The 13,058-nt window shown below is 64.8% G+C and carries 13 protein-coding genes; 8 read left to right on the forward strand and 5 right to left on the reverse strand.

Annotated elements, in window-relative coordinates:
• Nucleotides 1-123 precede the first annotated feature (123 nt).
• Complete coding sequence (locus LOKO_RS04760) at nt 124-1,026, forward strand: DMT family transporter (RefSeq protein WP_066445767.1); 903 nt, start codon at nt 124-126, stop codon at nt 1,024-1,026.
• Here LOKO_RS04760 and LOKO_RS04765 read toward each other — a convergent pair.
• On the reverse strand, nt 1,023-2,267 hold the full coding sequence (locus tag LOKO_RS04765) for an amino acid deaminase (protein WP_066445769.1): 1,245 nt from the start codon (nt 2,265-2,267) through the stop codon (nt 1,023-1,025). The two genes, LOKO_RS04760 and LOKO_RS04765, sit on opposite strands and share 4 nt — an antisense overlap.
• 95 nt (nt 2,268-2,362) lie before the next feature.
• Between LOKO_RS04765 and LOKO_RS04770 the strand changes: the two genes are divergently transcribed.
• The 3 genes from LOKO_RS04770 (at nt 2,363) to LOKO_RS04780 (ending at nt 4,674) form a co-directional block, all read left to right on the forward strand.
• Nucleotides 2,363-3,154, forward strand: a complete 792-nt coding sequence (locus LOKO_RS04770; protein ID WP_066445770.1) for an enoyl-CoA hydratase — start codon at nt 2,363-2,365, stop codon at nt 3,152-3,154.
• Nucleotides 3,155-3,313: 159 nt separating this feature from the next.
• On the forward strand, nt 3,314-4,153 hold the full coding sequence (locus LOKO_RS04775) for an IclR family transcriptional regulator (RefSeq protein WP_066452221.1): 840 nt from the start codon (nt 3,314-3,316) through the stop codon (nt 4,151-4,153).
• Nucleotides 4,150-4,674: an Lcl C-terminal domain-containing protein gene (locus LOKO_RS04780; protein ID WP_066445773.1), complete on the forward strand. Its 525-nt coding sequence runs from the start codon at nt 4,150-4,152 to the stop codon at nt 4,672-4,674. Before LOKO_RS04775 ends, LOKO_RS04780 begins: the two co-directional genes overlap by 4 nt.
• 18 nt (nt 4,675-4,692) lie before the next feature.
• On the opposite strand, the gene LOKO_RS04785 is transcribed toward LOKO_RS04780, so the two are convergent.
• Genes LOKO_RS04785 through LOKO_RS04800 form a run of 4 tightly spaced genes read right to left on the reverse strand, consistent with a single transcriptional unit; the run spans nt 4,693 to nt 8,171 of the window.
• Entirely contained in the window at nt 4,693-5,196 is a 504-nt protein-coding gene (locus LOKO_RS04785) for a MarR family winged helix-turn-helix transcriptional regulator (protein WP_410505413.1), read from the reverse strand.
• 51 nt (nt 5,197-5,247) lie between these two features.
• On the reverse strand, nt 5,248-6,543 hold the full coding sequence (locus LOKO_RS04790) for a TRAP transporter large permease (protein WP_066445786.1): 1,296 nt from the start codon (nt 6,541-6,543) through the stop codon (nt 5,248-5,250).
• Nucleotides 6,540-7,091, reverse strand: coding sequence for a TRAP transporter small permease (locus LOKO_RS04795; RefSeq protein ID WP_066445788.1), 552 nt, complete (start codon nt 7,089-7,091; stop codon nt 6,540-6,542). Before LOKO_RS04795 ends, LOKO_RS04790 begins: the two co-directional genes overlap by 4 nt.
• 24 nt (nt 7,092-7,115) lie before the next feature.
• Entirely contained in the window at nt 7,116-8,171 is a 1,056-nt protein-coding gene (locus LOKO_RS04800; protein WP_066445795.1) for a TRAP transporter substrate-binding protein, read from the reverse strand.
• 373 nt (nt 8,172-8,544) lie between these two features.
• Here LOKO_RS04800 and LOKO_RS04805 point away from each other — a divergent pair, with 373 nt between their 5' ends.
• The 4 genes from LOKO_RS04805 to hmgA all read left to right on the forward strand — a co-directional run bounded on the left by LOKO_RS04805 (nt 8,545) and on the right by hmgA (nt 12,955).
• Nucleotides 8,545-9,513: an MBL fold metallo-hydrolase gene (locus tag LOKO_RS04805; protein ID WP_066445797.1), complete on the forward strand. Its 969-nt coding sequence runs from the start codon at nt 8,545-8,547 to the stop codon at nt 9,511-9,513.
• Nucleotides 9,514-9,664: 151 nt separating this feature from the next.
• Nucleotides 9,665-11,401: an FAD-dependent oxidoreductase gene (locus tag LOKO_RS04810; RefSeq protein ID WP_066445799.1), complete on the forward strand. Its 1,737-nt coding sequence runs from the start codon at nt 9,665-9,667 to the stop codon at nt 11,399-11,401.
• Nucleotides 11,388-11,630, forward strand: coding sequence for a DUF2783 domain-containing protein (locus LOKO_RS04815; protein ID WP_066445801.1), 243 nt, complete (start codon nt 11,388-11,390; stop codon nt 11,628-11,630). Before LOKO_RS04810 ends, LOKO_RS04815 begins: the two co-directional genes overlap by 14 nt.
• A gap of 14 nt (nt 11,631-11,644) precedes the next feature.
• Entirely contained in the window at nt 11,645-12,955 is a 1,311-nt protein-coding gene (gene hmgA, locus LOKO_RS04820) for a homogentisate 1,2-dioxygenase (protein ID WP_066445804.1), read from the forward strand.
• The last annotated feature ends 103 nt before the right edge of the window (nt 12,956-13,058 follow it).

Here is a 13,058-nt window from a genome sequence, read left to right on the forward strand (position 1 = left end):
CGTTAAGTCCGACAGGCTCCAGACCGACAACACCGCTGCGTCGTATGACGCAGCGGTGTTTTTTGTGCTAATGGTTACTATCCGAATAATATCCTGCCCATGGGCAGCAGCAAGGATGATTGCATGCCGACCGGAGTCGCTTACCTGATCGTGGTGCTGGTGTGGGCCACCACGCCACTGACCATCAAATGGAGCGCCGAAGCGGGCGCGCCGGTCGGCAGCGTACTGCTGCGCATGCTGATCGCCCTGCTGGCGGGGCTGGCGGTGGTACTGTTCCTGCGCCGTGAGCGGCTGCGGCTGGACCGCCGGGCCATGACCAGCTATGCCGCCGCCGTCCCCGGGGTATTCGGGGCCATGGCGTTGAGCTATCACGCCTCCATGACGCTGCCGTCGGGGCTGATGTCGGTGATGTTCGGCATGGCGCCACTGATTTCCGGACTCATCCTGCAGGTGCTGCCGGGGGCCACCAAGCTGAAGCGCTGGCACTGGCTGGGCTGCGCCCTGGGCGTGGTGGGCCTGGCGGTGGTCTTCGCCGATAGCCTGGCGCTGGGGCAGGACCAGTTCCTGGCGCTGGCACTGATGCTGGTGGCAGTAACGCTGTTCAGCGGCAGCGGCATCGCCGTTCAACGCGTTGCCGCCGGGCTAGGTCCCCTAGAGCAGACCCTCGGCGCCCTGGCGCTCAGCCTGCCGTGCTTCTTCGTGCTGTGGCTTGCCAGCGGCGAGCCCCTTGCGGTGCCGCTCACCACCCGCGGCCTGTGGTCGGTCCTCTATCTCGCCCTGTTCGGCTCGCTGCTGGGGTTTCTCTGCTACTTCCTGATTCTCTCGCGGCTGCCAGCTGCCACCGTGGCGCTGGTGACACTGATCACGCCGATCCTGGCGCTCGGCCTGGGCATGGCGCTGAACCAGGAGCAGCCCTCGCCCACCATGCTGCTGGGCGCACTGATCATCCTGCTGGCCCTGGGCGCCTATCTGTTCGGCGACCGACTGGCGCGGCTCAAGGCCCTGCGTGAGGCGGCAGGCTCCTAGAAGCAGGTTTCCATCACTTCGATAACCTCGAGGCGCTCGTCCACCCGGCATAGCCGACGCCACTTGTCGAAAGTCAGACAGGGGTGTGAAATCCCCAGGGCGACAATGTCACCGACCCTGACCGGATCATGGCGCGGCTCATCCCGCTCGTCATGGGGCAATGTGACAAAGGCATGCTGGTCCATCAATTTGGTGATACGCCACCCCGCCACCGAGCGAATGTCACCGATGCTGCCACCCTCTCGATGGCGGCGCAGCGGCTCGGGCATCTGGTCATGGCCGATATCACGCTTGCCAAGACCGAGAATGGCCAAGCCAGGTTCGGGTAGCGACACCACCTGGGCATAGACTTCCAGTGCCGGCCGGAGGCCCTGATCGATACCGGGTCTCCGCCCCAGCACCGCATGCTGGGCCGAGCGATAGATGCCGTGGTCGTGTACCACATAGCAGCCGGGGCGAAGGACCGGGACAAAGTGGCTGCCTAGCCCAGCCTCCAGAAAGACCTCGGCTACCAGGTCATACCAGACCGACCCGGATGCCGTGATCAAGGGATGGGGATTCTCAATCAGCCCATCGTGGTCCAGGGCCTGGGCGGCTTCTACCAGCTGCCAGGCATACCCGCGCACCTGGGACTCCTGGTCGTCGCCATGGACCACGCCCTCAAAGCCCTCCAATCCCGACAGCACCAGGGCCTGCTCGCTCTCCACCAGTTCGCCCAGTGCCATCACCTCGTTCTGACCACGACAGCCACAGCGAGCCCCGTCGACACCCAGCTCGATCAGCACCTGCAGGCACAGGCCACGGGCCGCGAAATAGCGCCCCAGTTGACGAACGTTCTCGGCACTGTCGACCACGCAGTAGAAGTCGGCACCGGCTTCGATCAATCCGGCAACAATGGCCATGTTGGCCTCACCGACGAGCTGGTTGGCCATCAGTAAACGCCGGACACCGTGGGCAAAGGCTGCTCGACACTGCGCGGCCGTTGCCAGGGTGATACCCCAGGCTCCCGCTTGCAGCTGCCGATGAAAAAGCGCCGGTGTCATGGTGGTCTTGCCATGGGGAGCCAGCCGCGCCCCGTGGGCCTCGCAGAAACGCTGCATCCAGGCCAGGTTGTGGGCCAGTGCCGCCTCATGAATGACGGCAGCGGGCAGGCTCACATCGGCCAGCAGACGGTTGCCGGTCTCGGGCAGCCCTTTATGCAGTGAGGTAGCGTCCGGATGGCGGGAGTTCGGTTCGATCATGATGGTCTCCTGGCGGCACCGTCTTTGGTCGCAGGCATGACGAAAGACGGTCGTGACGGGCTAGGCTGGTGGCGGGCCCACTCTAGGATATATCAATGCAGACGACTGATGACGACATGCCGCTGATCCGCCGCGACGAGGGCGGGGTCGCCACCCTGACGATGAATCGTCCGCGCCAGTTCAATGCGCTTTCCGAGGAGATGCTGGCAGCACTGGATAATGAACTCTCCAGTCTGGCCGAGGATGACACGGTGCGCTGCGTAGTCATCGCCGCCACCGGCAAGGCCTTCTGTGCCGGTCACGATCTCAAGCAGATGCGCGCCAACCCCGACGAAGCCTACTACCGATCGCTATTCGCGCATTGTGGTGAGGTCATGCAGCGCATCGTCAGCCTGCCGGTGCCGGTGATCGCCCGGGTCCAGGGCATCGCTACCGCCGCCGGCTGCCAACTGGTGGCCAGCTGCGATCTGGCCGTGGCGGTCCGCTCGGCCCGCTTTGCCGTATCGGGTATCAACGTGGGGCTTTTCTGCGCCACCCCGGCAGTGGCGCTCTCGCGCAGCGTCGGTCGCAAGCGCGCCCAGGAGATGCTCTTCACTGGCGACTTCATCGACGCCGACCAGGCCCTGGACTGGGGCTTGATCAACCGGGTCGCCGAGGAGGGCGCGCTGGATGAGGTTCTCGGTGGACTGACCGACAGCATCTGCGCCAAGAGTGCCGTGGCGGTGCGCACCGGCAAGGCCATGTTCCAGCGCCAGCTGCAGATGCCGCTGGATGAGGCCTACGCCTTCGCCGGCGACACCATGGCCTGCAACATGATGGCCGAAGATGTGGCCGAGGGCATCGATGCCTTCATCGAGAAACGCCCGCCGATCTGGCGGCATCGCTGAAAAGACGTGGGAAAGAGAGAATGGAAGGCTTTTCCGTCGCCGCGACAAGGTGAAACGGAGCGGGTATCCTGAGAGCTGCTTTCATTTCGACAAGAAGGCCTGACCCTGGCTGCTACGTGTGCCAACACAAGGCCCACCGAGAATTTGGAGACCATGCAGGTGAGTGAAGTCAAACGCAGAACGGCGGGACGGCCGCCAGGTCCCGGCAAGAGTACCAGTGGCCATAGCCAATCGCTGGTGCGCGGGCTCAACCTGCTCGAGCGGCTGGCGGCAACCCCGGGGGGCCTCGCCTTGTCCGAGCTGGCCGAGATGGTCGACCTGGCGCCCTCCACCACCCATCGGCTGCTCCAGGCCCTGCAGAGCCAGGGCTTCATCACCCAGGACAACGAGCTCGGCGTGTGGAAGATCGACGTCAAGACCTTCCGGATCGGCAACAGCTTCCTGGAGGCCCGGGACTTCGTAGCCACCAGCCGGCCCTTCCTGCGCCGCCTGACCGCCCAGACCGGCGAAACCGCCAACCTGGGCATCCGCGATGGTGCCACGGCGGTATTCCTGGCCCAGAGCGAATGGCCACAGATGATGCGCATGATCACCCGCCTCGGCTCCCGGGCGCCTCTGCATGCCTCGGGAGTCGGCAAGGCGCTCATGGCCTGGCTCCCCGATGACGAGTTCGAACGCGTGCTGGCCGAGCGGGGCCTGTCCCGGGTGACCGAGAACACCCTGCACACGCCCGACTCCCTGCGGGCCGGCCTGGCCGAGATCCGCCAGCAGGGCTACGCCTGCGACCGCGAGGAGCACGCCATCGGCCTGCACTGCGTGGCGGCCTGCGTACACAACGAGCATGGCACACCGCTGGCGGCGATCTCGGTTTCCGGCCCGGTGGCGCGCATTCCCGAATCTCGCCTGGTGGAGCTCGGCGAGCTGGTGCGTGAAACCGCCGCGGAAATCACTGCCCGTCTTGGCGGGCGCGTTCCTTCCGAGATGACGGTAGAGGCATGAGCCTGCTCACTCGGGTGATGGTTGCGGGAGTGCTTCTGGCAGCGTGCGGTGTCGCCTGGGGCAGCAGCGCGTCCAGCGATGAAAGCGAACCTCATGGCGTGGTCATCGACAAGCGCCAGCAACTCGCCTGGATGCGCTGCAGCCTGGGTCAACAATACCAGGACGGGCGATGCCTGGGCGAAGCCGAGCGCTTCAGCTGGAGTGAGGCACAGTCACGAATCCAGGCGCTGGCAAGCCCAAACTGCCCTTGGCGCTTGCCCCGCTTCCATGAGCTGCGTGGACTGATGCAGCCTCCGGAAGAGCGTCAGGGACAGGCGCCCATGGCTATCGACCTCGACGCCTTCCCGGACACGCCGGCTGGCTGGTTCTGGAACCAGGCAAGTGCCGGCGGGCACTCCCAACAGGACTGCTTCGTCGACTTCAGCGGCGAGGGGCGCACGCGCTGCAACATGGGCGGACAATTCTACCTGCGGCCGGTGATGCCGCTGGAAAACGCGGCTCCCTCCTGTGCCACGCCATAACCGACACGACCAGCCCTTTTAGCCAATCCGCTCCAGCTGCCGTTCCAGCTTGCGCATCACGTTGAGCAGGTCGCGATACTCGCCCGCGGTGAGGGTCGCGACCAGTTCGGCTTCCCAGGCCTGGGCCGCGGGAATCAGCTCGGTCAGCAGTGCCTGGCCCGCCGGGGTGAGATGCAGGTCGTGCAGCCGCTGATCCCGGGGCGACGGCGTGCGGCTGATCAGTCCCCGGTCCTCCAGGGCCTGGATGGCCCGAGAGACGCGGGCCTTGTCCATGTTGGTGTAGGCGCATACCTTCTTCGCCGTCAGCTCGTCGCAGTGGCTGAGCCAGGCCAATACACGCCACTGGGCGATATTGAGCTGGTAGCGCTCCGCATAGAGCTCGGCCAACGCCTGGCTGATGCGGTCGGCCAGGCTATTGAGTCGATAGGGCAGGAACTGGTTGAGATCCAGCTCAGGCTTTGTCGACGGCCCTTCAGTACCGACGGCACCATCCCTGGCGCTATCGGCTTGGGTGTCTTCCATGTTCATCGCGGCTCTCCTCATCCCACGCCCGGTCTGACATCAATAGCGAAATCAATAGAGCAGTTGCGGCAGGAACAGCACAATAGCCGGGAACAGCAGCACCAGCAACGCACGAACCATGCCGGCCACCCAGAACGGCGTCACGCCGCGGAAGATCGTTCCCGTGGAGACATCCGGCAGCACCGCCCGCAGCACGAAGACGTTCATCCCCACTGGCGGCGTGATCAGGCTGATCTCGATCACGATCACCACCAGGATGCCGAACCACACCAGGTCGTAACCCAGGCCCGCCACCACCGGGAAGAAGACCGGCACGGTGAGCAGCAGCATCGACATGCTCTCGAACACGCAGCCCAGCAGGATATAGATGGCGAGTATCACCAGGATCACCATGAAGGGCGCGATATCCAGCGCATTGACAAAGGCCAGCAGATCGCTGGGCAGGCCCGCCCGGTTGATGAAGTTGGCAAAGATGAGGGCGGTAAGAATCACGGCGAACAACATGGCAGTGGTGCGCACGGTGTCCATCAGCACGTTCATCAGTACCTGGGGCGTCAGCGCTCGCCGCGCCAGGGCGATGAGGAAGGCGCCCATGGCACCGATGCCGGCCGCCTCGGTGGGGGTGAACACGCCCAGGTAGATGCCACCGATCACCAGCACGAACAGCGCCAGGGTACTGCCCACGCTCTTGAGTGCCTTCATGCGCTCGGGCCAGGGCACCCTCTCGCCGGCAGGGCCCGCGTCCGGGTCGCGCCACATGACCCATTTCACCGCCCCCAGGTAGAGAAATATCCCCAGCACGCCGGGAATGAAGCCGGCAGCGAACAGCTCGCGGATACTGGTCTCGGTGAGGATACCGTAGATCACCAGCATCACGCTGGGCGGAATCAGGATCCCCAGGGTGCCGCCGGCGGCAATGGAGGCTGCGGCCAGCGAGTCCTTGTAGCCATACTTGCGCATCTGGGGCATGGCCACGCGCCCCATGGTGGCGCAGGTGGCGAGACTCGAGCCGCAGATGGCGCTGAAGCCGCCGCAGGCAACGATGGTGGCCATCGCCTGGCCACCCTTGCGGTGACCCAGAAAACCGTTGGAGGCACGGAACAGGGCATCCGAAAGCCCGGCGTGGGAGACGAAGTTGCCCATCAGGATGAACAGCGGGATCACCGACAGGCCATAGTCCATGGCGGTGTCCACCACCCGGCGCGCGGCCATGGCCTCGGCGGCGTTCCAGTTGCCGGTCAGGTAGTAGAAGCCTCCGAAGCCGACGATGCCCATGGCAAAGGCCAGCGGCACGCGCAGGAACGCCAGCAGCAGCAGGGCGGCGAACCCGTAGAGTGCTTCAATCATGTATCGCCTCCCTTGCCTTTCTCAGGACTGAGCGGGCCGCCACGCTCGAGTACCTTGATACCCTCGAGGAAGTAGAGCACGGCTCGCAGCAGCGTCAGCAGCGCCGACGCTGCCAGCATGATGGAAATCAGATAGATCAGGTAACCGTTGGGGATACGCAGGAACTCGGTGACGTCTCCCCATTCCATGGCACGCTCGCCCAGCGCCCAGACCCGGCGAGCCATGACCCACAGCGCGCCGGTGACGATCAGGTTGACGATCACCTCACGCACCCACACCAGCCGTGCGGGAAAGATGGCATCGAGCAGGTCGACGCTGACGTGCTCCTGGCGCCAGCACACCACCGGCAGCGACAGGAACACCACGGCCGCCAGCATCAGCTGGGTCAGTTCGACGGTGCCGAGAATCGGCGAATTGAAGAAATAGCGACCGATCACGTCCGCCGTGGTCAGCAGCATCATGGCGAAGAGGGTGGCTCCCGCCACCCCCTCCAGCCCCAGCTGCATGATACGGCCGGCCCGTAACCAGAATGTCGACAGGGTCGGCATGAAAAGTCTCCGCTAGCCGGAACGTTACTGGCGTACCACGCGGTCGGCGATGCCTTCGCTCTCGGCGGCCAGGGCAAGCTGCTCACGGAAGTGCTCAAGCGCGGCATCGGCGTCGACACCGCGATCTTCCACATCGGCGGCCCATGCGGCGATCAGCTCCTCGGTCACGCCACGCAGCCGCTCGATATCCTCCTCGGGCACCTGGGTAAAGGTCTGGCCACGCTCATTGGCGAACTCGACGCCGCTTTCGTCGGAGACATCCATCATGTAGCCGAACAGGCGCGACAGGTGTTCGCCGGAAACCGACTCGATCGCCTCGCGATCCTCGTCGGATATCTGGTTCCAGATCATCGGGTTCATGATGATGGCGAAGCTGCCGCGATAGAAGCCGCCGTCCACGGTCAGGGCATGGGGGGCCACTTCGGCGACCCGGAAGCTGCGCAGGCTTTCCAGGGTCAGCATGGCGCCGTCGACCACGCCCTGGGAGGCCGCTTCGTAGACGCCGGTGGGCGGAAGTGCCACGCCGGTCACGCCCATGGCATCGGCCAGGCCGCTCATTACACCGCCGCCGACACGCAGGCGCTTGCCGGCCAGGCCGTCCAGGTCGTCGACCTGGTCACGGGTGAAGATCTGACCGGGGCCATGCACGCCCATGGCCATCACGTCGATCCCGCGGTGCTCATTGGCCTGGGCCAGGTGCTCCTGATGAGTGTGCCAGTAGGCAGCAGCGGCGTCCTCGGAGGAGAACTCCTCGAAGGTGGGGAATTCCGGCAGCTGCGTGGCCAGGAAACGTCCTGCCATGTGGGCGTGGAAAATCCAGCTGGCATCGGCGATGCCGTCGGCAACGATCTCCATCTGTGCCGCCGGGGGCCCCATGTCATGCACGACTTCAACGGTCACGCGACCTTCGGTGGCCTCTTCGATCCATGCTTTCCAGGACGGCCAGACGATGGTGTTGACACCATGGTTGGGGCCACCCCAGGTACTCACGGTAATAGTTGTCTGGGCCAGAGCCGGGGTACCGAGACCCAGGCCGAGCGTCGCCAGGGCGCCGGCAATCAGGCGAGTTGTCTTGTTCATGTTGTGCTCCTACGTCGTCACGGGGCGACATGCGCCGAATTACGGTCTTGTCGACTGGGCTCTGGAAGCCATCGGCCAAGAGCTTTCAGTCTTCGTATTCTCCGCTGTCACCATGACCGCAGTTACTCTCCCCTGCAACTAGTTTGGCGAAAATTCGTATTAGACTTAGGTATTAAAAACTAAAGAAATCCATGATCTTAGGCAAGTTTTTCCCATTTTCACGGCGACAGTGTCTGAAACCAATTTCAGGACAACTGGACATATAGTTTCAAAAGCAACTATGCTCGGTTCAACCTGACACGCCGATCGGGTCGAGAGCTGCTGTCATCTATCCCCTGATCAGGCGCCCCCGACGAGACACTGGAGAGGAACCATGAGCAAGAAATTCGCCTCGCACGCCGATACTGAAGAGAAGCAGATCAGCTTTACCAAGCTGGCCGAAGGCCTTTACGCCTATACCGCCGAGGGCGACCCCAATAGTGGTGTCATCATCGGCGACGACAGCGTGATGGTGATCGATACCCAGGCCACTCCGATCATGGCCCAGGACGTGATCCGCCGGATCCGCGAAATCACGGACCTGCCGATCAAGCACGTGGTTCTGACCCACTACCACGCCGTGCGAGTGCTGGGCGCCTCCGCCTACGACGCCGAGAACATCTACGCCAGCCAGCATACCTACGACCTGATCGTCGAGCGCGGCCAGCAGGACTATGAATCCGAGGTCGGCCGCTTCCCGCGCCTGTTCAAGGGGGTGGACTCCGTGCCCGGCCTGACCTGGCCGAATATCGTCTTCCAGGAGGAACTGACGGTGTACATGGGCAAGCGCGAGGTGCGCATCATTCATCTGGGCCGCGGCCACACCAAGGGCGATACCATCGTCTGGCTGCCCGAGGAGAAGGTGATGTTCTCCGGCGACCTGGTCGAATATGGCGCCACGCCCTACACCGGCGACGCTTATCACGAATACTGGCCGGCCACCCTCGACCGCCTTCAGGCAATGGCCCCGCAGAAGCTGGTGCCGGGCCGCGGTGAGGCGCTGCAGACCCCCGAGCAGTGCCAGGAAGCCATCCAGGGTACCCGCGACTTCCTCAATGACATGTATGAAAGCGTCAAGGCGGGCAAAGCCGCCGGCAAGACGCTCTCCGAGTGCTATGCCGAGACCTACGCCCTGCTCAAGCCGAAGTACGGCCACTGGGTGATCTTCGATCACTGCGTGCCCTTCGACATCACCCGCTGCTATGACGAGGCGGGCGGCGAGTATCCGGATCCGCGGATCTGGACCGCCGAGCGCGATACCGCCATGTGGCACTCGCTGCAGGAAGTGGTCGAGAACCAGTAACGCTCTGCTTTCCCAACGTTCAAGATGCGCGTCGCCGGCGACAGGCCTGACGAGGGCCCGATTCCAGGGAAGGAATCGGTAGCGCCCAGGGAGGGGTCCACCACGCCCTCGCACAGGCCTGCCGCCGGAAACAGTCGCGGTCGGAGGAGCCATGCCAACCACCTACAAGAATCCCGTCTACCCGTATCGACGCCCACCGGAACTCGACCGCGATGACGTACGCCACTGCCCGGTAGTGATCGTGGGCGCCGGCCCCACCGGCCTGGCCATGGCCATCGACCTGGCCCAGCAGGGCATCGCCAGCGTCGTGCTGGACGACAACAATACCGTCAGCGTCGGCTCCCGGGCGATCTGCTTCGCCAAGCGTACCCTGGAGATCCTCGATCGCCTGGGCTGCGGCCAGCCGATGATCGACAAGGGCGTGACCTGGCAGCATGGCCGCGTGTTCTTCCAGGAACGCGAGGTATACGACTTCAACCTGCTGCCGGAGGAGGGCCACCGCATGCCGGCCTTCATCAACCTGCAGCAGTACTACTTCGAAGAGTACCTGGTCGACCGGGCAGACGAACTCTCCGACCTCATCGAACTGCGCTGGAAGCACAAGGTCATCGAGGTAGACAGCCGACCCGAGCGCAGCGAAATCGTGGTCAGCACCGAGGACGGCGACTACCGCCTCTCCTGCGACTACCTGCTGGTGGCCGACGGTGCCAACAGCAAGATCCGCGACATGCTGGGCCTGGAGAGCCGCGGCCAGATCTTCCAGGACCACTTCCTGATCGCCGACGTGATCATGAAGGCGGACTTCCCCACCGAGCGCTGGTTCTGGTTCGACCCGCCCTTCCACCCCAACCAGTCGGTGCTGCTGCACAAGCAGCCGGACAACGTCTGGCGCATCGACTTCCAGCTGGGCTGGGACGCCGACCCGGAAGAGGAGAAGAAGGAGGAGAACATCCGCCCCCGCGTGCAGGCGATGCTCGGCGAGGACGTGGAGTTCGAACTGGAATGGGCCAGCGTCTACACCTTCCGCTGCCGCAAGATGGACGACTATATTCACAACCGGGTGTTCTTCATGGGCGATGCCGCCCACCAGGTCTCGCCCTTCGGCGCCCGTGGCGCCAACGGTGCGCTGCAGAGCACCGAGAACCTGGCCTGGAAACTGGCCCGGGTACTCAGGGGCCGGGCCCCCGAGGCGCTGCTTGAGACCTACAACGACGAGCGCCAGCACGGTGCCGCCGAGAACATCCTCAACTCGACCCGCGCCACCGACTTCATCACGCCCAAGAGCCGCATCAGCCGCGTGTTCCGCGACACCACCCTGGAACTGGCCGAGCACTACCCCTTCGCCCGCAGCCTGGTGAACAGCGGCCGGCTGTCGGTGCCCTGCCGCTACGACGGTTCGCCGCTCAACGACACCGGCGGCGAAGGTTTCCCGCTTGAGCTGCGCCCCGGCAGCCCGGCCAAGGATGCGCCGATCCGACTCGCCGGGCAGAGCGCCTGGCTGCTCAACCAGCTGGGCAACCGCTTCGTGCTGCTGCTCGATGGTCGCGTCAACAGCGCCCGGGCCGAGAGCCTGCAGGCCGAACTGCAGTCGCTGCTGGATGAGCGCGACGACCTCGACCTGGTCATCGTCGGACCCACGCCTCACGCCCTCTCCGAGCTGCCCCGCAGCGTGACGGTCGAGGACGCCGAGAACCTGATCGGGGAGCGCTATGGCCTCACGGCCGGCGCCGGCTACCTGCTGCGGCCCGACCAGCACGTGACCGCCCGCTGGCCCGAGGTCTCGGCCAGGGCGGTGGGTGCCGCGATGGACCGCGCCCTGGGCGCCAACCTTGCCGCCGTTTCCGAAGATCGCCCCGACCATCAGGGAGGCCGCCATGCCACGGCTTGAACTCAACCCCAACTTCACCGACCCGGACGCCTTCTACGCCGCGCTGACCGAGGCGCACCGTGAACGCGACGAGGCGCAGAGCGAACGCATCAACGCCCGGCTGATCCTGCTGCTGGCCAACCATATCGGCGACCAGCAGGTGCTCGAAGAGGCACTGGAGATCGCCACCCAGGCCGCCGAGCCCAGAGCCACCGAGACCGAAGCCCGGCAACAAGAACAGCACGGATGACGAGGATACTCCCCATGACGACCGAGACGCTTGAGTACCAGAGCGGCTTTCGCAACCATTTCTCCACCGAGGCGCTGCCCGGCGCCCTGCCAATCGGCCAGAACTCGCCCCAGCGCTGTGCCTATGGGCTCTACGCCGAGCAGTACACCGGCTCGGCCTTCACCGCCCCGCGTCACCAGAACCTGCGCAGCTGGCTCTATCGCATCCGTCCCTCGGTGGTACAGAGCGCCTATCGTCCGCTCGCCGTAGAAGGCGTGGCCACGGCACCGCTGGCCAAGCCCGCCGCCGATCCCAATCAGATGCGCTGGGACCCGTTGCCCGTGCCCGCCGAGCCCACCGATTTTGTCGACGGCCTGTTGAGCATCGCAGTCAACGGCGATGCCGGCACCCAGGCCGGCTGCGGCGTGCACGTCTACGCCTTCAACCGGGATATGACCGAGCGCTTCTTCTACAACGCCGACGGCGAGCTGCTGATCGTTCCGCAGCTGGGCACCCTGCGCCTGCGCACCGAGCTGGGCGAGCTTCAGGTCAAGGGCGGCGAGATCGCGGTGATTCCCCGCGGCATCAAGTTCCAGGTGCGCCTGGCGGAAGGCTCAGACGCCGCCCGCGGCTACATCTGCGAGAACTACGGCAGCCCGCTGGAACTGCCCGGCCTCGGCCCCATCGGCGCCAACGGCCTGGCCAACCCCCGCGACTTCCAGAGCCCCGTGGCGAGCTACGAAGATCTCGAAGGCGAGTACGAGCTGGTGGCCAAGTTCTCCGGTCGTTTCTGGGTGACCCAGCTCGACCACTCGCCGCTGGACGTGGTGGCCTGGCACGGCAACTACGCGCCCTACAAGTACGACCTGGCCCACTTCAACACCATCAACACGGTGAGCTTCGACCACCCGGACCCGTCGATCTTCACCGTGCTGACCTCGGCCTCCGACACCCCGGGAATGGCCAACCTGGACTTCGTGATCTTCCCGCCGCGCTGGATGGTGGCCGAGAACACCTTCCGCCCGCCCTACTTCCATCGCAACCTGATGAGCGAGTTCATGGGCCTGATCCACGGCGAGTACGACGCCAAGGCCGAGGGCTTCCTGCCCGGCGGCGCCAGCCTGCACAACTGCATGTCGCCCCACGGCCCCGACGCCGATACCTTCGAGAAGGCATCGAACGCCGAGCTTGCACCCCAGCATCAGGGCGATACCCTGGCCTTCATGTTCGAGAGCCGCTACGTCTACCATCCGACCGAGGCGGCACTGGATGCCGAGATTCGTCAGCGCGACTACGTCGATGTCTGGTCGACCCTGCGTTCGCACTTCGATCCGGAACAGCCTTGAGCGGATATAGACAGCCCCGAGCGCGATAAAAGCGCCCTGAGCAACAAGACGAATGAACGGACGAGGCCCACAGGGCCTCGCCTCTGACGAAAGGACCCAACGA

This window comes from Halomonas chromatireducens (assembly GCF_001545155.1).
In the GTDB taxonomy this organism is placed as follows: Bacteria; Pseudomonadota; Gammaproteobacteria; order Pseudomonadales; family Halomonadaceae; genus Halomonas; species Halomonas chromatireducens.